Origin of the sequence: Streptomyces sp. NPDC001544, assembly GCF_042894285.1 — a bacterium.
GTDB lineage: Bacteria > Actinomycetota > Actinomycetes > Streptomycetales > Streptomycetaceae > Streptomyces.
On record NZ_JBIAVN010000030.1, the window covers coordinates 21,390 to 42,160 of the forward strand.

The window sequence follows — 20,771 nt, forward strand, 5'->3', positions numbered from 1 at the left end:
GAAAGGTGTAACAAGCAAAGATCTGACGAGCCCCCAGGACCCCAGGAACCCCGTGGACACGAGCGAGAGCAGCAGCACCGAGCCCCGGACCGACACCCCCGCACCCGCTGCGCCCCCGCCGCGCAGCGGCTGGCGCCGCTGGGCGATGGACACCCGCCCGCTGCGGATCCCGGCCTACCGCCGACTCTGGTCGTCGACCATCGTCACGGCCGTCGGCAGCCAGCTCACCGCCGTCGCCGTGCCCAAGCAGATCTACGACCTCACCGGGTCCTCGGCGTGGGTCGGCGCCGCGAGCCTCGCGGGGCTGCTGCCGCTGATCGTGTTCGCCCTGTGGGGCGGCGCGGTCGCCGACACCATGGACCGCCGCAGGCTGCTCCTGATCACCAACAGCGGCATAGCCGTCACCTCGGTGCTGTTCTGGCTCCAGGCCCTCGTCGGGCTGGAGTCGGTGGCGGTGCTGATGGTGCTGCTCGCCGTGCAGCAGGCGTTCTGGGGTCTGAACGCGCCGGCCCGCAACGCCTCCATAGCGCGGCTGGTGCCCGCAGACGAACTGCCCGCCGCGAACGCCCTCGGCTCGACCGTCATGCAGACCGGCCAGGTGGTGGGGCCGCTGCTCGCGGGTGTCCTCATCCCCGTCATCGGGCTGCCCGAGCTGTACCTGATCGACGCGCTGGCGCTGTGCGTCACCGTGTGGGCGGTGTACCGGCTGCCCTCCCTGCCGCCGCTGGCCGGCTCGGCCGCGCGCCGCGCCGGCCCGCGGGAGATCGCGGAGGGCTTCCGCTACATCGCCGGTCACAAGGTGCTGCTGCTGTCCTTCCTCGCCGACATCGTCGCCATGGTCCTCGGTATGCCGCGCGCCCTGTTCCCGCAGCTCGCCGCGCAGACCTTCGGCTCGTACGGTGAGGGGCTCGCGCTGGGCCTGCTGTTCGCCGCGATCCCCATCGGCGCGGTGGCCGGCGGCCTGTTCTCCGGCACCTTCTCGCGGGCCCGGCGGCACGGCTGGATGGTCATCGGCGCGGTCGTCGGCTGGGGCGTGGCCGTCACCGGCTTCGGGTTGAGCCGGAACCTGTGGGTGGCGGCGGCGTTCCTGGCGGCGGCCGGGGTGGCCGACATGGTCTCCATGGTCTTCCGCGGGGCGATCCTGTTGTCCGCGGCGACCGACGAGATGCGTGGCCGTATGCAGGGCGTGTTCACGGTGGTCGTGGCGGGCGGCCCGCGTCTGGCGGACGTCCTGCACGGCACGGCGGGCTCCGTCTTCGGGCCCCGCGCGGCCGTGGCGGGCGGCGGTCTGCTGGTGGTCGCGGTGATGCTCACCCTGGCCGCCGCGGTACCGGCACTGCGCCGCTACCGCAGCTGAACTACAGTCCGCCGCGCCGGCGCATCGTGTACTGGTCCATGAGTTTGCCCCGGGTCGTCTCCAGCCGGTGGGCGAGGACCTCGGCGACGGTGCGCACCAGGGACAGTCCGAGCAGCGGGTCCTCCACGCACAGCCCGAGCACGGCCGCTCCGTCGAACTCGTAGGCTCTCACCCGGCTGAAGGCCACCGCACCGAAGTCCCACTCGTACGGCGGGAACAGCCACGACCAGCCGAGCATGTCGCCCGCGCCGAGGGTGGCCACGGTCACCCGCTGTGTGGACGTGACCTGCTGGTCCAGATTGACGGCGCCGGAGCGGATCACCCAGAAGCGGTCGGCGGTGCCGCCGGCCTCGAAGATGCGGGTGTCCTCGGGGAAGGAGACCTCCTTCGCCAGTTCCATCAGGCGCTCGCGCTGTTTCTGCGGCAGGGCGGTCAGCAGTTTGATCGCTTTGGTCATGGCGCGGCTCCTCGCCGGCGACGGTTCGGGTGTCTTTCCCTACGCCCATTTCAGCCGCTGCGGCGGCCGGGAGCACCTCGGAGGAAGGAAGAATCCGGTGAACAACGGCTCACCGGACAGGAGAAAGCCCTGGCTGGACGGGGGAGGCCAGCCAGGGCCGTATGCGGTGGCCCGGGAAGGACGTCTTGGTCCACTTCCCGTCCACGTATGTATGAACGATAAACCATCCTGGGCGAATCCGTGCAATAGGAGCGGGGCGCGTGACCTGTTTCACGTGCTCGCCACTCGGACGTCCCGCGCCACCACCCGGACGGTGCCGAGTTCCGGGTCGTTCGGGTCGGGCAGGTTCATGCCCGCGGCCCGCCCCGTGCGCAGGTACCGCAGCACCGGCTCGTTCAGCCGCTCGCCCGGCAGGACGGCCGGGATGCCCGGCGGATACGGGGTGATCATCTCGGCGGCGACCCGCCCGGCCGCCTCCGTCACCGGCACGTTCTCGGTGGGCCCGAAGAACGCGTCCCGGGGCGGCATCGCCTGCTCCAGGCGGAGTTCGGACGGGGGCGGGACGTCCACTGCGGGGGCCGGACGCAGTTCCGGCGCGGCGCGCACCAGGTCCTTCAGGGCGGCCAGCAGCTCGTCCGCCGTGGCGGAGTCGTCGGCGTGGGTGAGCTGGGCACCGATGCGCCGATGGTCGGTCAGATGCGCGTCCACGGAACGGTGTTCGCGCAGCCAGTCCGCCGCGCGGTAGCCCGTGATCCCGAGGCCGGTCACATCGATGACACACGGCAGAGGATCGAAGTCGTCGGCCGCCCCCGCCCCGCAGTAGTCCTCGCGGCCGTCGACGTGCAGACCCTCCAACTGCTCCACGGCCGACCTGACCCGCTCGGCCAGTTCCAGTGCGCCGCCCATGAGTTCCCGCCCGTGCGCCATCATCTGCCGCCGCCAGCCGTCCAGGCCCGCGTAGACCAGCACCGACGGACTGGTGGTGCCCAGCAGGTCCGCACGCGTCTTCAGCAGCTCCGGCGGCACCAGGTCGCCCTGCAGGTGGAACACCGACCCCTGTTCGAGGCCGCTGCCCATCTTGTGGATGCTGGTCACGCAGACGTCGGCGCCCGCGTCCATCGCCCACGACGGCAGATCCGGGTGGAAGGGCAGATGCGCACCCCACGCCTCGTCCACGATCAGCGGGCGCGAACGGCGGTGGCAGACCTCCGCCACGGCTCGCAGGTCGGCGCAGGCACCGTACGGGGTCGGGCTGGTGATCAGGGCGCCCTTGGCGTCCGGGTGCGCGGCGAACGCCCTCTCGAAGTCGGCGGCCGACGGCGGATGCGCGATGTGCCGCTCCGCGTCCCACCGCGGCTCCACCCAGACCGGTTCGATACCGGCCAGAATCAGTCCCGACACCACGGACTTGTGTGCGTCCCGCCCGATGAGCAGCCGCTCGTGCGGCCCCGCCACGGCGAGCATCGCCGCCTTGACCGACAGCGAACTCCCGCACGTCGTGAAGAAGGTGTGCTCGGCGTGCACCGCGTCCGCCATCAGCTTCTCGGCCCGCTCCAGGACCCGGCCCCGCTCCAGCCGGTCGTCCAGCCCGCCGGAGGCCAGTACGTCGCCCAGGAAGACGGCGTCCCCCAGCACCTCCCGCACCGCGGGGTCGGCGCCGCGGGCCTGCTTGTGCCCCGGCGGGGTGAACGACAGACGCCCCTCGCGGTGGTAGTCGGAGAGGGCTTGCAGGACAGGTGCTTCGGTGTGGTCGACGGACATGCGTCCCGTCTGCCCGGACCGGTGACCGTCAATCAGCCCGGGGGAGCGCCGGGCTTCTCGGCCCCACGTGCCCCCGGGGTGAGGATCTCGTCCAGCACCCGCAGCACGACCTCGTAGGCCGTCGCCCGTACGGCGGCGTCCCGCGCCCCCGTTGGATCGTCCTCCCGCAGGGCGTCACGACGCTCCCGCCACGCCCTCTCCTCCTCTTGTGCGCAGGCCTTCGCGCGCTGCATCCGGCGCAGCAGTTCGTCCGAGTCCACGACATCCGTCATGGCATCCGCGTACCCCCGAACCCGGCCTCGATGGGCCCCCACGTGTTTGGCCGTGCCACGACAGGTCAGCCGAAAAAGGAGAGAGCCGGGCAATACGCCCCGGCTCGAGCAGGCACCGGATACAACTCCTCACCACCCAGGGAGCGAAAGGATGCACGAGACGCACGGGACCGAATCCGCCCTCGGGCCGTCGGACGCGCGCCGCACCATGCCGTGCCGGCCCGCGGACGCCCGCAAAAGGGTGCGGTGTGCGGTGGCCGAGCGGTGCGAGGCCCAGCACGTCGACTGCGACACGGACGCCCTCGACGACGCCCTGCTCGTCGTCTCCGAGCTGACCACCAACGCGTTGCTGCACGGCGGCGGGATCACCGACTTCTCCGTCGACGTCGTCGGCAGGGACGTGCGCGTCACCGTGAGCGACCGCAGCGACGACCTCCCGGTGGCCCTCGCACCCGTCGACGACCGGGGCAGGTCCCGCGTCGGCGGACGCGGCTGGCCGATCGTGTGCCGACTGGCGCACGACGTCCACGTCGCCTGTCTGCCCCACGGCGGCAAGCGGATCACCGCCCTCGTACCGCTGATCTGAAACCCGTCCACGCCCGCGCACGGAAACTCTTACCGGCGAAGGGAAAAACCGGAGTTTGGGCCACCGGGGTCAGGGCAGACGGAGTTTCGTGCTTCGGACCGGAGGCGCGCCCAGCGGGAGTGTTGTCCCAGCTCAGCGGCCCCTCCGCAGTGATCCGGGCCACTCTCCCGCGGCATTTCCCTGAAATCACCAGTTCAGGAGCGATTCCGCATGCTCACCGATATGACCAGCCGTCCTGGCACGCCCGTCCACCCCTCCGCCGACCCTTCTCCCGCCGCTCCCTCGGCCACCACGGCCGCACCGAAGCGGTCCCACGACGACGCACCCGACACCGCCGCCCTCTTCACCCGGCTGGCGGAGCTCGAGGAGGGTCCGGAACGTGACGCGCTGCGTGACGAGCTGGTGACCGCCTGGCTGCCCATGGCACACCGGATCGCCGGCCGCTTCCGCGACCGCGGCGAGTCCGTCGAGGACCTGCGCCAGGTCGCCGCGCTCGGGTTGGTCAAGGCGATCGACAGGTTCGACCCCGAGCGCGGCGCGTTCGAGAGCTACGCCGTGCCCACCATCACCGGCGAGGTCAAGCGGCACTTCCGGGACCGGATGTGGGCGCTCCGGGTGCCGCGCCGGGTGCAGGAGCTGCGCAACAGGGTGCGCGTGGCGCGCCGCGAGCTCACCCAGAACCCCGGCAGCCCGGAACCCTCGGTCGCCGACCTCGCCGCGCACACCGGACTGACGGAGGAAGAGGTCAACACCGGCCTCGAGGCGCTGGAGAGCTTCAGCACGCTCTCCCTGGACGCCGAACTGTCGGCCGGGGACGACGGATACAGCCTCGCGGACACCCTCGGCGCCACCGACTCCTCGTTCGACGTCGTCGTGGACCGTGAGTCTGCCAAGGAAGGGCTGCGCCGCCTGCCCGAACGCGAGCGCGCCATCCTCTACATGCGCTTCTTCGAGGACATGACGCAGAGCCGGATCGCCGACCAGCTGGGCATCTCCCAGATGCACGTCTCCCGGCTCATCAGCCGCAGCTGCGCACGCATCCGGGAAGAGGCGCTCGGCGGGCGCCAGGGCGGCCGGGGTGCCGGCGGCCGCCCCACGGCGTGAGTCAAACCCGAGCGACGCCAGCGACCATCCGAGCGACGCGAGCGACCAAGGAGTTCGAACGATGCTGATTCCCCTCAGGCCGAATCCCGCGACCTTAAGAAACCTCCTCGAGGAGTACGAGGAACTCCTCGAGCGACACGGAGGTCAGGACCCGGCCGTATCCGGCGCACGGGCGCAGGACCTGGCGTACACGCTGTGTGTGCTGACCGGCACCCGAGACGTGGGAGCCGCCCTGGACACCGCCCGCCGGCATCTGGGCGTGGTAGGGATCCAGCCGGAAGTGACGGTGGCCGCGACCGGGCAGCACTGAGCCCGTCCCCACCGTCAGGGAGCCGCCGACGCGGCCGCAGGCACGCGGTCGCGCCGGCGGCTCCCTCTGTCGTCACCGAAGGTGTGTCCCCGGGCGGCCCGGGGGCATCCGGAGCTCGGGAGGTCGAGATGGACACGAGTGCAGTGGTACGGGGTGCGGGGGTGCGGGCCCGGACGGGACCGACCGGAACGGTGACCGAATGGGCCGCGCGGGCGGGGCTCACCGCGCGCGGTGTGATCTATCTGCTGGTGGGGCTGCTGGCCCTGCAGATCGCCTTCGGCGGCAGCAGGAAGCAGGCGGACCGCAGCGGAGCCCTGGCCGAGATCGCCCACCGCCCCTTCGGCGCCGTGCTGCTGTGGGCGCTGGGCCTGGGGCTCGTCGGCATGGCCCTGTGGCGGCTGTCCGAGGCGCTCTTCGGCTCCATGGGCAAGGACGGCCGCTCGGCGCGGAAGAGGCTGACGGCCGTGGTGCGGTGCGTGTTCTACGGGTTCGTCGCCTCCTCCGTACTGTCCTTCGCGGCCGGCTCGGGCGGCGAACGGTCCAGCGACAGCCAGTCACGCGACCTCACCGCCCGGGTCCTGTCCGTGCCGGCCGGCCAGTGGCTCGTCGGCGCGGCGGCCGTCGGGATCGTCGTCAGCGGCGTCTGGATCGCGGTGCAGGCCGCACGGCGCAAGTACCGCGACCGGCTCAGGAGGGGCGAGATGTCACCCGCGACACGGCGCCTGGTGGACGTGACCGGCGTGGCCGGTGGTGTCGCGCGCGGTGTGGTGTTCGCGGCGGCGGGCGCCTTCGCGATACGTGCCGCGGTCGACTCCCGGCCCGACAAGGCCAAGGGCCTCGACGACACGCTCCGCACCTTCGCCGACACCCCGGTGGGCCCCTGGCTGCTGGCGCTCGTCGCGGCCGGCCTGGCACTGTTCGGCGTCTTCTCCTTCGCCGAGGCCCGCTGGATCCGCACCTGACCGCTGTGCTCGCCCGTAGGCGTCCTGGACGCCGCGCTGCACACCGTGCCTGGTCAGAGCGTGCGGCGCGGCTCGGGCCGAGCAGCGTGCGGCACGGCTCCGGGAGCCCGGCCGCGTGCTCGGCTCTCCGGCGGTGCATGGCCGATCGGGAGCCTTCCGGGGTGGCGGGGGAAACGTGTCTGCCCCGGCCGGGACCGGATCCGGTCCAGGGGTACGGAGCCCGTGACGGCCCCGCACCCGGGCAGCACCGGCATGGAGATCCGCCGCGCGGTCAGTCCTGCGGCTGCGGGACCGGAACGTCGAGCGGCCGGGCCAGGCCCGTCGCCGCTTCGTCGAGGCGCTGGAGATGCCGTAGGACCCGGTCCGTGACCCGGTCGTAGCGGGGGGCGTGGTAGGAGCCGGGTTCCAGCAGAGAGGCGATGCTGGGGCCGGTCTCGAGCCGGGAGGCGGACCGCCGGTCCGTGACGTGCGCGGCGATCGTCTCGATGTTGTGCACGATGCGCCGCCCCGCCCCGCGCAGCCGGGGGTCCGCGGCGATCGAGGGATGGGTGGGCAGCAGTTCCGCCGTGGCCGCCAGGGCGCGTGCGTGGTACGCGCAGGTCTCCAGCAGGGCCACGACATAGCGGGCGGTGTTCCGCCGGGACCGCAGCGGCGTGATCGGATGGGTCAACGGCTGCGTGGACGCACGAAGGTCGGCGAGCGCCTGGTCCAGGTCCCGTGCCATGTCCAGCAGGTCGGCCGGCGGGCCGCCGCTGAGCTGGTCGACCGCGGCACGGGTCACGTCCGCGAGGCGTTCCAGGGCGCCGACGAGGAGCTCGTTGGTCCGGCGGTCGGTGCGCACCGGCAGGACCACCGCCGCCGCGACCACCCCGCAGGCGGCCCCCAGGGCCGTCTCCTCCACGCGCAGCACGAGGACGGCCGTGCTGTAGGTGTTCAGCAGCGTGTACAGCAGGCCGATCATCGCCGTCACGAAGAAGGACATCAGGGTGTAGGACAGCGGGGCGGTGTAGAACATCGCGAAGATGAACAGCAGCATCAGCCCGAACGCCGTCCAGGTGTGCTGTCCGACCAGCCCCGCCAGTCCGATCCCCGCCACCACGCCCAGCACCGTGCCCAGCACCCGGCGGTAGCCCTTGACCAGGATCTCCCCGGTGGACGAGGTGTTGATGAACACGATCCAGCAGGCCAGCACCGCCCAGTACCAGCGGTGGGCGGAGAGCAGCTCGCCGCCCAGGATGGCGAGGGCGGAACCGACGGACACCTGCACCGCCGCCCGTGTGGTCGGCCGCAGTCCGTCCTGCCGTTCCTCCTCCCGCGGCTCGTCCTCGCCGCCGGCGATGGCGGCGTCCTCCGCGTCCAGCTCCTCGCGCGAGCGGGTCGTGGCCGGGCTGTCGTCGGACTCGTCCTGCGGCCCGTCCAGGGCGATGCGCAGCCCCAGGACCGCCCGCGCCGCCTCCCCGACGCCGCGGAAGACGTCCTGGACGGCGGGCGGCGCGGGCGGCAGGTTCTCGCCCTCCCGATAGCCGAGCAGCCGGTTGCGCACCTGTGACACGCCCGTCCCGTTGTTCCCGCCGGCCGACCTGAGCACCAGCACGCGCAGCGCCGTCAGGTCCCGGCGCAACCCCTCGAGCGCCACGTCCCGTACCGGCTCGCGCACCGTGAAGGGCACGGCCGCGCCCGGGAGGTGCAGGGTGAGCGTGTCCGCCCGCCGCTCGGCGCGCGCGGTGAGCAGCAGCAGGCCCAGCCGCTCGGCGGCGATCTCGGCGTCCGCGATCCGGCGCTGCACCATGCGGGCCACGCCCTCGTCGGAGGTCCCGTCCTCCAGCCGGCCCTGGATCATCAGAGCCGCCTCGTGCAGCCGGGCGGTCCCGGTACGGACGGCGTCCAGCGCCTTGTCCACCTCATCTGGGCCGGCGTCAAGCAACGCGACCTGAGCGTCGATCAGTTGGGCCAGCCGGGCCCGGAACGCCCGGCGCAGCCGGTCCAGGATGCCCGCGGATGTCTGCCGTACGAGCACGAACCGGGCGGTCGCGGCGCACGCGAAGGCCACCGCGATCGTGCCGTACAGCCCCGGCAGTCCGCCGGGGCTCGCGCGCACGAACAGGGAGACGAAATAGGTCTGGAAGGCGATGAGCCCCAGCGCGGTGCCACGGTCGCCGAACCGGCGGCCGTACACGGCGCAGAAGATGAGCGCGACGAAGAACAGGTCGCCCGTCACCACCCGCGTGTTGAGCAGCGCGCCCAGCGACACGGAGGCCAGCGCGACCGGCAGGCCGAGCGCGAGGGTGACGGCCTGCCGGGCCGGCTGCTTCTCACGGATGGCGAAGGTGGCGGCCATCGCCGCCATCGCCCCGGCCACCAGATGGGTCACACCCACCCGCAGCGGACCCAGCACGAGCAGCGTGAGTGCGATGGCGGACACGGTCCGCAGCCCCGCGGTGAGCCGGAGCAGCCCGGGATCGGACGCCGCGACCCGGTCCCACGCCCGCGCCCGCACCGAACGTACCGTTGTGCTCACGCCGCCGTGCTCTCTCCCGTGTCGCGGACGTCGGACCGTGTTCTGCCGTCAGGCCGGGCGGTCAGGCCGGCGGAGGAACATCCTGGCCGCCCTCCACATGCGCCCGTACCTGCTCCGGGTTCAGATACGCGTCGGTGTACTCGAAGTCCTTGAGCTTGGCCGGTTTGCGGGCCTGGAACCCGGTACGCACGAAATCATCACCCGCGACCGCGTTGAGCAGCCAGTTCGTCATCACACGGGTCTTGGCCACATTGGTGCGCAGCGCCGACCAGTGATAGCCGCGCGCGACGGCCTGGGCGGGCACGCCGCGCAGTTCGATGCCGAGCGGCTTGGACACCGCGTCCTTGCCGCCGAGGTCGACGACCAGCCCCAGGTCCTTGTGCACGTACGGCTGCATCGGCTGGTTGCGCAGGGTCGCGATGACGTTGTCGGCGACCACCTTCCCCTGGCGCATGGCGTGCTGCGCGGTCGGCGGGCAGACCGCGCCCTCCTGGTCCTTCGCCTTGTCCGGGACGGCGGCGGCGTCGCCGAGCGCGAAGACCCCGTCGTGGCCCGGCAGGCACATCTCGGCGGTGACCGCGAGCCGGCCGCGGACCGTCTCCGCGCCCAGCGTGGCGATCAGCGGGCTGGCGACCACACCGGCCGTCCAGATGAGGGTGCGGGTGGGCACCACGCGGCCGTCGGTGAAGGTGACCTCCTCCGGGCCCGCCTTGTCGATGGACACGCCCAGGGAGATGTCGATCCCGCGCCGCCGCAGGATCTCCTGCGCGCTGCGGCCGAGCTTGTCGCCCAGCTCCGGCATCAACTTGGGCGCGATGTCGATCAGATGCCACTTGATCAGCTTGGGGTCGAGGCGCGGGTAGCGCTTGACGGCGGCGTGCGTCAGCCGTTGCAGGCAGGCCGCGGTCTCGGTGCCCGCGTAACCGCCGCCGACCACCACGAACTGCAGCCGCGAGGCGCGCTCCTCCGGGTCGTGACTGGCGTCGGCGAGGTCGAGCTGCGAGATCACATGGTCACGGATGTAGGCGGCCTCGGCGAGGGTCTTCATACCGAAGGCGTGCTCGGTCAGCCCGGGGATGTCGAAGGTCCGGGTGACGCTGCCGGGTGCCAGGACTATGTAGTCGTAGCTTTCGTTGACGATCTCGTCGGTGATGGTGCGGATGACGCAGACCTTGGCCTTCAGGTCCACACCGATGGCGCCGCCCGGGATGATCCGGGTGCGGTACTTCTTGCTGCGGCGCAGGGAGACGGCGATCGACTGGGGTGTCAGCACACCCGAGGCGACCTGGGGCAGCAGGGGCAGGTAGAGCTGGTAGGCGAACGGTGTCACCAGGGTGACGTCGGCCTCGTCGGGGGCGAGTTTGCGCTCCAGACGGCGAACGCACTCCACTCCGGCGAAGCCTGCGCCAACCACCAGGATCCTGGGTCGTGTCACGGTGTCCATCCCTTTCTGCGGCTCCAGGCGGTTCGAGTCGACGCCGTTCGCATGCCCCTGGATCGCTGCTTCGCACCACATCGATCCCACCGTGCCCCGAGCCGCCACGCCAGCCAGGTGCGGCAGGCAGACGAACGCGTGGGCACCAGCATGCCCCGGTACGGGCTGAGTAACCCGGGTCCCGCGTCACTTTGCGGCGCGGGGCTCACCAGGGCAGGAACGCGTGGATGTCCTTTCCGGTGTCCGTCACCACCACGCTCACCTGGTCGCACAGCGTGTGCACGAGGTGCCAGCCGATGCCGCCGCCGCCCGTGTTCGGGTGGAACGGGCGCGGCTCCGGCCGGGTGGTACTGGTGTCGTGCATCGTGAGGTGAACGCCGTCGAACGTGCGCCGCATCCGCAGCTCGAACGGGCCCGGCGCGTACTGGACGACGTTGGCCGCCAGTTCCGTCACGACCAGCAGGATGTCGTCCCAGGACTCGGGGGCCGACGGCGGCGCCGCCCGCGCCAGGGCAGCCAGGAACTCTTCGGCGGCGAGCCGCGCACCTGTCACATTGCGCAGCTCGCCGGCGAAGGAGACCGTGCGCTCGTGGGTCTCCTCCGAGTCCGGTGTGTCGTCCCAACGTGGCTCCGTAGCCATCACATCTTCCTCAGCCCGGATCATCGCGGCTGTCGTCGTTCCTCAGCTTTCCCATGTCTTTGGGTTCCCAGGGGCGGGCCGGGTACGCGTCCTCGTCCGGTCGCGGTCGTCACACCGCGGGCCGTCTCACCGGAACACGTTGTCCGAGTCGTCCCAGTCGGCGGGTTCGGCCGGTGCGGGCCGCGTCGAGACCCGGCTCCGCGCCAGGTACATCGCATCGATCTCCGCGGCGTAGTGCTCGACGATCGCGTCCCGGCGCAGCTTCAGCGACGGCGTCAGCAGCCCGTTGGCCGGGGCGAACGGCTCGGTGACCACCCGGTAGACCCGGATGGACTCGGCGCGCGAAACCGAGCTGTTGGCGGCGGCGACGGCCCGGTTCAGTTCCTCGCGCAGCGCGTTGTCCTCGCGGACGTCCCGGACAGGGGTGTCGCCCTGCAGGGCCAGCGCCGTCCGCCAGTGCGCCAGGAAATCCGGGTCCAGGGTGAGCAGGGCCCCCACGCAGGGCCGGTCGTCGCCCACCACCACCGCCTGGTGGACCAGCGGATGCATCCGCAGGCGCTCCTCGAGCGGGGCCGGTGCCACGCTCTTGCCGCTGCTGGTGACGATCACGTCCTTCTTGCGGCCCGTGATGGTCAGATAGCCCTCGGAGTCGAGCTGCCCGATGTCGCCGGTGGCCAGCCAGCCGCCGCGCGTCGCGGCCCGCGTCGCCGCCTCGTCGCCCACATATCCCTGGAACACCGAGGGGCCGCGCACCAGGATCTCCCCGTCGTCGGCCACCCGCAGCTCCGTACCCGGCAGGGGCCGTCCCACGGTCCCGGACTTCTCCCTGCCCAGCGGCTGCATGGTGATCCCGCCGCTGCTCTCCGTCAGCCCGTACCCGTCGTGCACGTAGATGCCGATGCCCTCGAAGAACAGGGAGAGCTCGCGACTGAGCGACGAACCGCCGGACGTGGCCCGCACCACCCGGCCGCCCAGCGCCGCCCGCAGCCGCCGGTAGACCGTCCGTTCGTACAGGGCGTGCTGCAGCCGAAGGTCGAACCCGGGCCCGGCTCCCCTGCCCAGCCGCTGCCGCTCCACGGCCGCGGCGAAGTCCCGCGCGGTCTGCGCGGCCCGCTCGAAAAGAGCCCCGCGACCCCCCTGTTGCGCCGTGCGCAGGAAATTCTTGTAGAGCTTCTCGAAGAGGGACGGCACGCCGTAGAGGTACGTCGGCCGGAACGTGTTCAGCGCCGACGCGAGCGCCGCCTCGGTCATCTCCGGCTCGTGGCCCATGAGGACCCCGCCGCGCAGGCACATCACCTGGATCATGAGCCCGTACACATGGGAGAACGGCAGGAAGGCCAGCACCGACGCCTGGTCGCCCGGGCGCGCCGCCGTGTGCCCCCAGCCCGCGAGCAGCGTGTCGCACGGATAGGCGATGCCCCGGTGGCTCAGCGCGCAGCCCTGCGGACGGCCCGTGGTGCCGGAGGTGTAGGCGACGGCCGCGGTGGAGTCCGGCATGACGATCCGGCGCAGGGACTCCACCGTGGTCAGCGACACGAACGCGCCCTGCTTCGCCAGCTGCGCCAGCGCACCGGCGTCCAGCTGCCACACGTGCTTGAGCCGGGGCAGCACCGCGCAGACCGTGCCGACCGTCATGACACCCTGCTCGTCCTCCACCACCACGGCCACGCAGCCGGCGTCCCGAAGGATGAACTCGACCTGGTCGCGTGCGGACGCCGGATGGATCGGGACCACCTCGGCGCCCACCGCCCACAGCGCCTGCGCCAGCACCGTCCACTCGTAACGGGTGCGCGCCATGACGGCCACCCGGTGACCGGGCGAGATCCCGGCGGCCACCAGTCCCTTGGCGACGTCGACCACTTCGTCCCGCAGCTCGACCGCCGTGACCTCCTCCCAGGAGGTCGGGGCGCCGTCCGGGTGGCGGGCGAGCACCGGCAGGTCCGGAGTCCGGGCCGCGGTCTCGAAGACGCCGTCGGCCAGCCCGCCCACGAGGGGCGGGGCGGCTGCCGGACCGAGAGCGGGGTCGCGCATGCGCTGCTCCTGGTGTGTACGGAGAGTGATGTTGCCGACGAGTCCCGTCGTCGGCGGTGCTCGAATGTAGCCCAGGTGCGAGCGGTTGGTGCCGGGAACGGAGAAGTCGTGCCCGACTGATGATCTCGGCGTCTGCTGGGGACTCGGAGGACATGACGCATGTGAACCCTGACCCGGAGCCCGAGCGCACCACCGGCCTGGAGCCCGGGGGCGGCGTCCCGCCCGGCGAGACGCCGCCCGCGGAGAGCAGCATGCCCGAGGCCGGGCCCCGGGAGACGCACAACCCGACCAAGGGCTGGGCGAAGGCCCCGCTCACCCTGATTCTGCTGCTCGTCGCGCTGGTCGCGGCCTTCTTCCTGGTGTATGCCCTGGTGCTGATCCTGTGAGAGTCCTCGGGGCGGGGCGCGTCAGGACTGGGTACGGCGCACGCACTCGGTGACGACGTCCCGCAGGCTGCCCGTGCGCTCCATGAGCTCACGCTGCACGCGGGCCCCGTTGCCGCGCTCCAGCAGCTCGGACACGGCCTCCTCGGCCCGGGCCAGGTCGCCGATGTCGGAGAGGGCGTCGCCGGTGTGCCCCAGCAGGGCACGTACCACCTCCGGGGCCGGCTGCGGCCGCATGGTGGAGGGGTGGAGCAGCTCTCCGGCCAGGCCCGACCGGGCCGCCTGCCACGCGGCCAGCCGCAGCACGCTCACGCTGTGATCGGCCGGCTCCCGGCCGGCCCGCCACTCGCGTGCCGCGGTCTCCACGAGGCCGCGCGCGAGCGTGGCGACGAGGACCGGGGTGTCCGAGTGCAGGCAGACGTCCGAGACGCGGATCTCGACCGTCGGATAGCGCTTGGACAGACGCGCGTCGAAGTAGACCATCCCCTCGTCCAGGATGGCGCCGGTGGCCACCATGTCGGACACCCGGCGGTGGTAGCGCTCCGCGGACCCGAACAGCTCCGTCGGGCCGGCCGACGGCCAACGGCCCCACACCCGGCTGCGGTAGCTGTCGTACCCGGAGTCGTGGCCCTGCCAGAACGGTGAGTTGGCGCTGATCGCCGACAGCACGGGCAGCCAGAGCCGGATGCGGTCGAGGACGGCGACGCCCTCCTCGTCGGACTCCACTGCCACATGGACATGACATCCGCAGACGAGCTGCTCCCGGGTGGCGATGCCGTAGTGCTCCGCCATCCACTGGTAACGGTCGTTCATGCTGATCGAGGGGCTCACCGGAAGCGGTGACGTGGCGAGCGCGGCGACCGCGCAGCCGATCTCCCCGGCGTGCCGGGCCGCCTCCTTGCGGCAGCGGACGATCTCCGCGCCGAGATCCGCCATGTCCGTCTGCGGATGCGTGGCGAACTCCAGCATCTGCCCGTAGAGCTCCTTCTCGAAGACGTCCTGTCCGGGATCGTCCAGGGAGGCACGCGCGAGCACCGCGGCCGACAGTGCCTTCGGGTCACCGCTCTCCGGGTCGACCAGAAGAAGTTCTTCCTCCACACCGACGGTGCGCACGTGGGGCCGCCTCTCTGCCGTGCCGCGGCCGGGCGCCGCGGCTGGTACGACCCCGAATGCCCCTGGGAGAGCTGTCGACACCTCGGGCGGCCTCTCACGGCATCGGTGTCAGCCAGACCGTGGCCAGCGGCGGCAGCGTGAGCCGGATCGCGTCGTCCTCCTTCTTGACCGGATCCGGGATGGTGACGTCGCTGCCGCCGTACCTCAGGGCGTCCGTGTTGAGGACCTCCTGCCAGGCGGGGACCTCCGCTGGGACGTCGAGGCGGTAGTCGTGACGGACGACGGGGGAGAAGTTCGACACCGTCAGCAGCGGCCGGCCCGCGGTGTCGAAGCGCACAAAGGCGAAGACGTTGTCGTCCGCCGCGTCCACGGCGACCCACCGGAAGCCGCCCGGGTCGGTGTCGCGCTGCCACAGGGCGGGGGTGGAGCGGTAGACGGCGTTCAGGTCGCGGACCAGGTCCTGTACGCCCCGGTGGTCGCCCGCGGCGCAGTAACCGGGGTCCAGCAGCCACCACTCCGGTCCGTGGTCCGCGGACCACTCGGCGCCCTGGGCGAACTCCTGCCCCATGAACAGCAGCTGCTTGCCGGGATGCGCCCACATGAAGCCCAGGTAGGCGCGGACACCCGCCCGCCGCTGCCACCAGTCGCCGGGCATCTTCGACACCAGCGACCGCTTGCCGTGCACCACCTCGTCGTGCGAGATGGGCAGCACGTAGTTCTCGCTGTAGGCGTACACCATCGAGAACGTCATCTCGTGGTGGTGGTACCTGCGGTGCACCGGCTCCCGGGCGACGTACTCCAGCGAGTCGTGCATCCAGCCCATGTTCCACTTCAGCCCGAACCCGAGCCCGCCGCTGTCCGTGGGCCGGGTGACGCCGCCCCACGCGGTGGACTCCTCCGCGATCGTCACCACTCCGGGCACCCGGCGGTAGACGGTCGCGTTCATCTCCTGCAGGAACGCCATCGCCGCCAGGTCCTCCCGGCCGCCGTACACGTTGGGCTCCCACTGCCCCGGCTCCCGGGAGTAGTCCAGGTAGAGCATGGAGGCGACGGCGTCCACGCGCAGGCCGTCGATGTGGAACTCCTCGCACCAGTACACGGCGTTGGCCACGAGGAAGTTGCGCACCTCGGTGCGGGCGTGGTCGAACTCGTACGTCCCCCAGTCCGGGTGCTCCGCCCGCCGTGCGTCCCCCGGTTCGTACAGCGGGTCCCCGTCGAAGCGGGCCAGGGCCCAGTCGTCCTTGGGGAAGTGCGCCGGCACCCAGTCCATGATCACGCCGATGCCCGCCCGATGGCAGGCGTCGACGAAGTACCGGAAGTCGTCGGGGGAGCCCAGCCGGGCGGTCGGCGCGTAGTACGAGGTGACCTGGTAGCCCCAGGAGCCGCCGAAGGGGTGTTCGGCGACCGGCATCAGCTCCAGGTGGGTGAAGCCCAGGTCCTTGACGTACGCGGGCAGTTGCTCGGCCAGCTCCCGGTAGCCGAGGCCCGGCCGCCAGGACGGCAGATGGACCTCGTACACCGAGAACGGCGCCTCGTGCACCGGGGTCTTCGCCCGGCGCGCGAGCCACTCCTCGTCACCCCACTCGTAGTGCGACGCCGTCACCACGGAGGCCGTGGCGGGCGGCACCTCGGTGCGCCGCGCCATCGGGTCCGCCTTGAGGAACCGGTGCCCGTACCGTGAGGTGATCTCGAACTTGTACGTGGCGCCCTCCCCGATGCCGGGCAGGAACAGCTCCCACACCCCCGACGCGCCGAGGGAGCGCATCGGGAACGCCGTCCCGTCCCAGAAGGTGAAGTCCCCGGCGACCCGGACCCCGCGCGCGTTCGGCGCCCACACCGTGAAACGGGTGCCGGCCACACCCTGGTGGGTCATCGGCTCGGCCCCCAGCGCCCGCCACAGCTCTTCGTGCCGCCCCTCAGCGATCAGGTGCAGGTCGAGCTCGCCCAGCGCCGGCAGGAAGCGGTAGGGGTCGTGCACCTCCTGCTCGCCCTCCGCGTACTCCACCAGCAGGGTGTACGCGGGGACCGCGTCCAGGGGCAGAACGGCGGTGAAGAGGCCGTCCCCCTCGGACGCCAACCGGTGGCGCTCGCCGTCGAGTACGACGCTCACCGCGCGGGCGAACGGTCTGAGCGTGCGGAAGACGACCCCGGTGGATGTCCGGTGGGCGCCGAGCAGCGCGTGCGGATCGTGGTGGGCGCCCGCCAGCAGGCGTTCCCGGTCGGCCGGGTCCAGGGCGGGGGCCGGCAGCGGCCGGGGGCCGGCCGACTCGGGCAGTGAGTCGTCGCGCAGTGCCACGGTTCATCCTCCTCGTACGGCCAGTCGTTCGATCGCCGCCATCGGGACGGGCAGCCAGGCCGGGCGGTGCCTGGCCTCGTACAGCACTTCGTAGACCGCCCTGTCGGTCTCGTAGGCGCGCAGCAGCGCGTGCTTCTTTCGCGGGTCCCAGCCGGCGCGGACCGCGTAGCCGGCGCAGTACGCCTCCCGGCAGCGCCGGGCCCACTCCGGGCGCCAGGGACGCCGCTGACGGGCCGCGTAGTCGAAGGAGCGCAGCATGCCCGCGACGTCCCGCACCGGGGACTGGGCCTCGCGGCGTTCGGCGAGCGGGCGGGACGGCTCACCCTCGAAGTCGATGACGAACCACTCCCGGCCCGCCCGCAGCACCTGCCCCAGGTGCAGGTCGCCGTGGATGCGCTGGGCGGGCGGCCCGGCGTCGCAGGTGGCGAGCGCGCCGAAGGCGGTGCGCAGACCGGGGACGAACGGCCGGAGCGCGGGGACGCACGTGGCGGCGGCCTCCAGCCGGGCCGTCATCGCCCCCGCGGTGCACGCCATGTCGCCGTGGGTCCCGGCGGGGAAGGCGGACGCCAGGGCGAGGTGCACGTCGGCGGTCGCCTGCCCCAGTTCGTAGGCCTCCTTGGTGAAGTCCCCGCCCGCGGCGAGCGCGCGCAGGGCCAGCGTCCAGCCGTCGGAGGCGTCGCGCAGGTACGGCTGGAGCACGCCGAGCGTCGCCGCCCACGGCTCGGTCGTGCGCAGCCAGGCCACCGGGGCGGGGACGCGTCCGCAGCCCTGCGCGGCCAGCGCCCGGGGGACCTCCAGGTCCGGGTTGACGCCGGGCTGTATGCGCCGGAACACCTTCAGGATGAAGGCGTCGCCGTACACCAGCGACGAGTTGGACTGCTCGGCGTCCAGCAGCCGCGGCGCGAGTCCGGTGGGGAGCTCGGCGGCCGGGTCGGCCTCGAAACGCACCGGGCCCGCCGTGCCGGGGCGCCTCAGCCGGTCCAGGAGCAGTGCCGCCGAGCGCGGGTCGTGCAGTGCGTCGTACACCGTGAGACCGGCCAGCGGACCGTCCTGCACCCGGCCGACGAGGGCGGGGCCGAGGCGCGGCGACAGGTGCTCGCGCGCTCCGAGCAGCAGCTGGTAGCAGTCACCGGGTGGGGGAGTGCCGCCGCCGGGCGCCGGGACCGGAAAACATCCGGCGTCGACCAGTATGTGCAGACAGCCCGGGAAGATCTCCGTCGCGGAGAGCACGGTGAGCTCGGTGACGGGCCGGTCCTTGCCGGCGAACCAGCGCTGCCGGGGCAGCCAGTCGCGCAGCAGCTCGCACAGCGAGGACAGGCGCTGCTCGATGCCCGTGCTTCTCGGCTGGAGTATTGCGGTCTTCGCCATGGTGACGCGTCCTTTCCTCGGCGACGAGCTCAGCGCCGTCGGCCGATGCGGGATGCGACTCGGGAGAGCCGGAACCAGTAGAAGCCGTGGCCCGCGAGGGTGAGGAGATAGGGCAGTTCACCGATGGCGGGGAAGCGCACTCCGCCGATGAGTTCCACCGGGTGCCGTCCGTCGTAGGCCCGCAGGTCGAGTTCGGTGGGCTGGGCGAACCGGGAGAAGTTGTGGACGCAGAGGACCAGGTCGTCCTCGTACTCCCGGAGGAAGGCGAGGACGGCGGGGTTGGAGGACTGCAGTTCGGTGTAGGACCCCAGTCCGAAGGCAGGGTTCTGCTTGCGGATCTCGATCATGCGGCGGGTCCAGTGGAGCAGGGACGACGGCGAGGCCATGGACGCCTCGACGTTCGTGACCTGGTAGCCGTAGACGGGGTCCATGATCGCGGGCAGGTAGAGACGTCCGGGGTCGCAGGCGGAGAAGCCGGCGTTGCGGTCCGGTGTCCACTGCATGGGGGTGCGGACGGCGTCGCGGTCGCCGAGCCAGATGTTGTCGCCCATGCCGATCTCGTCGCCGTAGTAGAGGATCGGGGAGCCGGGCAGGGACAGCAGCAGCGCGGTGAACAGCTCGATCTGGTTGCGGTCGTTGTCGAGGAGGGGGGCCAGGCGCCGGCGGATGCCGATGTTGGCGCGCATGCGGGGGTCCTTGGCGTACTCGGCCCACATGTAGTCGCGTTCCTCGTCGGTGACCATCTCCAGGGTCAGCTCGTCGTGGTTGCGCAGGAAGATGCCCCACTGGCAGCCGGAGGGGATGGCGGGGGTCTTGGCGAGGATCTCCGAGACCGGGTAGCGGGACTCGCGCCGCACGGCCATGAAGATGCGTGGCATGACGGGGAAGTGGAACGCCATGTGGCACTCGTCGCCGCCGGAGGTGAAGTCGCCGAAGTAGTCGACGACGTCCTCCGGCCACTGGTTCGCCTCCGCCAGCAGCACCGTGTCCGGGTACATCGTGTCGATCTCGCGACGGACCCGTTTGAGGAACTGGTGCGTGGCGGGCAGGTTCTCGCAGTTCGTCCCCTCGCACGCGTACAGGTACGGCACGGCGTCCAGCCGGAACCCGTCGATGCCCAGGTCCAGCCAGAAGCGGAGGGCGGCCAGGATCTCCTCCTGGACGGCCGGGTTCTCGTAGTTCAGGTCCGGCTGGTGGGAGAAGAAGCGGTGGAAGAAGTACTGGTCGCGTACCGGGTCGTGGGTCCAGTTGGAGGTCTCGGTGTCGACGAAGATGATCCGCGCGTCCTCGTACCGCTTGTCGTCGTCGGCCCACATGTAATAGTCCCCGTACGGCCCGTCGGGGTTCTTCCGTGACTCCTGGAACCAGGGGTGCTGGTCGCTGGTGTGGTTCATGACGAAGTCGATGATCACGCGCATGCCGCGCTGGTGGGCGGCGTCGACGAACTCCACGAAGTCGGCGAGGTCACCGAACTCGGGCAGCACGGCGGTGTAGTCGGAGACGTCGTAGCCGCCGTCCCTGAGCGGTGACTTGAAGAACGGCGGCAGCCACAGGCAGTCCACGCCCAGCCACTGCAGATAGTCCAGCTTGGCGGTCAGGCCCTTGAGGTCGCCGACGCCGTCGCCGTTGCTGTCCTGGAAGGAGCGGACCAGGACCTCGTAGAAGACGGCGCGCTTGAACCACTCCGGGTCGCGGTCCTTGGCCGGAGTGTCCTCGAAGGTGTCCGGGACGGGGCTGTTGACAGTCATGACGCGCTGGGCCCTCCGATCTGGGGCGAGGCGGACGGTCGCCGGACATGGAGCACATGCGCCGGCGCCCGGCCGGGTTCGAGGCGCACGTAGTTGGCCCTGCCCCAGTGATAGGTCTCACCGGTCAGTTCGTCGTGCACGGACACGGATGCGTGCTGGTCCAGGCCGAGTTGCGGCATGTCCAACGAGACCGTCGCCTCCTGGGCGCGGTGCGGGTCGAGGTTGACGACCACCACAACCGTGTCCGAGCCGGTGCGCTTGCTGTACGCGATGACGGCGTCGTTGTCGGTCGGATGGAAGTGGAGGTTCCTCAGGCGCCGCAGCGCGGGGTGCCGGCGCCTGATGGTGTTGAGCTGGGTGATCAGGGGTGCGATGGTGCGGCCCTCGCGTTCGGCGGCGGCCCAGTCGCGGGGTTTGAGCTGGTACTTCT

At 71.7% G+C, this 20,771-nt stretch carries 18 protein-coding genes; 6 read left to right on the forward strand and 12 right to left on the reverse strand.

Translation table 11 applies throughout. The annotated features are described in order from the left end of the window. Positions 1–52 precede the first annotated feature (52 nt). On the forward strand, positions 53–1,357 hold the full coding sequence (locus ACFY0F_RS38405) for an MFS transporter (RefSeq protein ID WP_388805607.1): 1,305 nt from the start codon (positions 53–55) through the stop codon (positions 1,355–1,357). A gap of 1 nt (position 1,358) precedes the next feature. Here the strand turns inward: ACFY0F_RS38405 and ACFY0F_RS38410 are convergent, their stop codons facing one another. The 3 genes from ACFY0F_RS38410 to ACFY0F_RS38420 form a co-directional block, all read right to left on the reverse strand. Beyond that, positions 1,359–1,814: a cyclic nucleotide-binding domain-containing protein gene (locus ACFY0F_RS38410; RefSeq protein ID WP_388805610.1), complete on the reverse strand. Its 456-nt coding sequence runs from the start codon at positions 1,812–1,814 to the stop codon at positions 1,359–1,361. Positions 1,815–2,084: 270 nt separating this feature from the next. Beyond that, positions 2,085–3,575 (reverse strand): aminotransferase class I/II-fold pyridoxal phosphate-dependent enzyme, encoded by a 1,491-nt coding sequence (locus ACFY0F_RS38415; RefSeq protein ID WP_388805613.1) that lies wholly within the window; start codon positions 3,573–3,575, stop codon positions 2,085–2,087. A 32-nt stretch (positions 3,576–3,607) separates the two neighbouring features. Beyond that, positions 3,608–3,847, reverse strand: a complete 240-nt coding sequence (locus ACFY0F_RS38420; RefSeq protein ID WP_388805616.1) for a hypothetical protein — start codon at positions 3,845–3,847, stop codon at positions 3,608–3,610. Between the two features lie 151 nt (positions 3,848–3,998). Here ACFY0F_RS38420 and ACFY0F_RS38425 point away from each other — a divergent pair, with 151 nt between their 5' ends. From ACFY0F_RS38425 to ACFY0F_RS38440, 4 genes are all read left to right on the forward strand, one after another. Continuing rightward, the gene (locus ACFY0F_RS38425) at positions 3,999–4,433 is read left to right on the forward strand and encodes an ATP-binding protein (protein WP_388805619.1); all 435 of its coding nucleotides are present in this window, start codon (positions 3,999–4,001) and stop codon (positions 4,431–4,433) included. Positions 4,434–4,643: 210 nt separating this feature from the next. Continuing rightward, complete coding sequence (locus ACFY0F_RS38430; RefSeq protein WP_388805622.1) at positions 4,644–5,537, forward strand: SigB/SigF/SigG family RNA polymerase sigma factor; 894 nt, start codon at positions 4,644–4,646, stop codon at positions 5,535–5,537. 61 nt (positions 5,538–5,598) lie between these two features. Next, positions 5,599–5,847 (forward strand): DUF5133 domain-containing protein, encoded by a 249-nt coding sequence (locus ACFY0F_RS38435; RefSeq protein ID WP_388805625.1) that lies wholly within the window; start codon positions 5,599–5,601, stop codon positions 5,845–5,847. 128 nt (positions 5,848–5,975) lie between these two features. Continuing rightward, positions 5,976–6,809: a DUF1206 domain-containing protein gene (locus tag ACFY0F_RS38440; RefSeq protein WP_388805628.1), complete on the forward strand. Its 834-nt coding sequence runs from the start codon at positions 5,976–5,978 to the stop codon at positions 6,807–6,809. A 271-nt stretch (positions 6,810–7,080) separates the two neighbouring features. Here ACFY0F_RS38440 and ACFY0F_RS38445 read toward each other — a convergent pair whose 3' ends face one another. From ACFY0F_RS38445 to ACFY0F_RS38460, 4 genes are all read right to left on the reverse strand, one after another. Next, entirely contained in the window at positions 7,081–9,327 is a 2,247-nt protein-coding gene (locus tag ACFY0F_RS38445) for an FUSC family protein (protein WP_388805631.1), read from the reverse strand. Between the two features lie 61 nt (positions 9,328–9,388). Beyond that, a complete protein-coding gene (locus ACFY0F_RS38450; protein WP_388805663.1) occupies positions 9,389–10,771 on the reverse strand; it encodes an NAD(P)/FAD-dependent oxidoreductase in 1,383 nt (460 codons plus the stop codon). A 196-nt stretch (positions 10,772–10,967) separates the two neighbouring features. After that, a complete protein-coding gene (locus ACFY0F_RS38455) occupies positions 10,968–11,402 on the reverse strand; it encodes an ATP-binding protein (RefSeq protein ID WP_388805634.1) in 435 nt (144 codons plus the stop codon). Between the two features lie 126 nt (positions 11,403–11,528). After that, a complete protein-coding gene (locus ACFY0F_RS38460) occupies positions 11,529–13,433 on the reverse strand; it encodes an AMP-dependent synthetase/ligase (RefSeq protein WP_388805637.1) in 1,905 nt (634 codons plus the stop codon). 152 nt (positions 13,434–13,585) lie between these two features. Here ACFY0F_RS38460 and ACFY0F_RS38465 point away from each other — a divergent pair, with 152 nt between their 5' ends. After that, positions 13,586–13,819: a DUF6480 family protein gene (locus ACFY0F_RS38465; RefSeq protein WP_388805640.1), complete on the forward strand. Its 234-nt coding sequence runs from the start codon at positions 13,586–13,588 to the stop codon at positions 13,817–13,819. Positions 13,820–13,840: 21 nt separating this feature from the next. Here the strand turns inward: ACFY0F_RS38465 and ACFY0F_RS38470 are convergent, their stop codons facing one another. The 5 genes from ACFY0F_RS38470 to ACFY0F_RS38490 all read right to left on the reverse strand — a co-directional run. Next, the gene (locus ACFY0F_RS38470) at positions 13,841–14,929 is read right to left on the reverse strand and encodes a glutamate--cysteine ligase (RefSeq protein ID WP_388805643.1); all 1,089 of its coding nucleotides are present in this window, start codon (positions 14,927–14,929) and stop codon (positions 13,841–13,843) included. Between the two features lie 94 nt (positions 14,930–15,023). After that, positions 15,024–17,225: a 1,4-alpha-glucan branching enzyme gene (glgB, locus tag ACFY0F_RS38475; protein ID WP_388805645.1), complete on the reverse strand. Its 2,202-nt coding sequence runs from the start codon at positions 17,223–17,225 to the stop codon at positions 15,024–15,026. Between the two features lie 3 nt (positions 17,226–17,228). Then, positions 17,229–18,593 (reverse strand): maltokinase, encoded by a 1,365-nt coding sequence (locus tag ACFY0F_RS38480; protein WP_388805648.1) that lies wholly within the window; start codon positions 18,591–18,593, stop codon positions 17,229–17,231. Positions 18,594–18,622: 29 nt separating this feature from the next. After that, positions 18,623–20,341: a maltose alpha-D-glucosyltransferase gene (gene treS, locus ACFY0F_RS38485; protein ID WP_388805651.1), complete on the reverse strand. Its 1,719-nt coding sequence runs from the start codon at positions 20,339–20,341 to the stop codon at positions 18,623–18,625. Further along, on the reverse strand, positions 20,338–20,771 hold a 434-nt coding region (locus ACFY0F_RS38490), incomplete at its 5' end, for a DUF3459 domain-containing protein (RefSeq protein ID WP_388805654.1). The genes ACFY0F_RS38490 and treS, both read right to left, overlap by 4 nt.

What these genes read in the sequence shown, in the direction of transcription:
- ACFY0F_RS38480 (WP_388805648.1), bottom strand. Translation starts at nt 18,593, where the DNA reads ATGGCGAAGACCGCAATACTCCAGCCGAGAAGCACGGGCATCGAGCAG.
- ACFY0F_RS38410 (WP_388805610.1), bottom strand. Translation starts at nt 1,814, where the DNA reads ATGACCAAAGCGATCAAACTGCTGACCGCCCTGCCGCAGAAACAGCGC.
- ACFY0F_RS38435 (WP_388805625.1), top strand. Translation starts at nt 5,599, where the DNA reads ATGCTGATTCCCCTCAGGCCGAATCCCGCGACCTTAAGAAACCTCCTC.
- ACFY0F_RS38450 (WP_388805663.1), bottom strand. Translation starts at nt 10,771, where the DNA reads ATGGACACCGTGACACGACCCAGGATCCTGGTGGTTGGCGCAGGCTTC.
- ACFY0F_RS38460 (WP_388805637.1), bottom strand. Translation starts at nt 13,433, where the DNA reads ATGCGCGACCCCGCTCTCGGTCCGGCAGCCGCCCCGCCCCTCGTGGGC.
- ACFY0F_RS38415 (WP_388805613.1), bottom strand. Translation starts at nt 3,575, where the DNA reads ATGTCCGTCGACCACACCGAAGCACCTGTCCTGCAAGCCCTCTCCGAC.
- ACFY0F_RS38420 (WP_388805616.1), bottom strand. Translation starts at nt 3,847, where the DNA reads ATGACGGATGTCGTGGACTCGGACGAACTGCTGCGCCGGATGCAGCGC.
- treS (WP_388805651.1), bottom strand. Translation starts at nt 20,341, where the DNA reads ATGACTGTCAACAGCCCCGTCCCGGACACCTTCGAGGACACTCCGGCC.
- ACFY0F_RS38465 (WP_388805640.1), top strand. Translation starts at nt 13,586, where the DNA reads ATGACGCATGTGAACCCTGACCCGGAGCCCGAGCGCACCACCGGCCTG.
- ACFY0F_RS38430 (WP_388805622.1), top strand. Translation starts at nt 4,644, where the DNA reads ATGCTCACCGATATGACCAGCCGTCCTGGCACGCCCGTCCACCCCTCC.
- ACFY0F_RS38455 (WP_388805634.1), bottom strand. Translation starts at nt 11,402, where the DNA reads ATGGCTACGGAGCCACGTTGGGACGACACACCGGACTCGGAGGAGACC.
- ACFY0F_RS38425 (WP_388805619.1), top strand. Translation starts at nt 3,999, where the DNA reads ATGCACGAGACGCACGGGACCGAATCCGCCCTCGGGCCGTCGGACGCG.
- ACFY0F_RS38440 (WP_388805628.1), top strand. Translation starts at nt 5,976, where the DNA reads ATGGACACGAGTGCAGTGGTACGGGGTGCGGGGGTGCGGGCCCGGACG.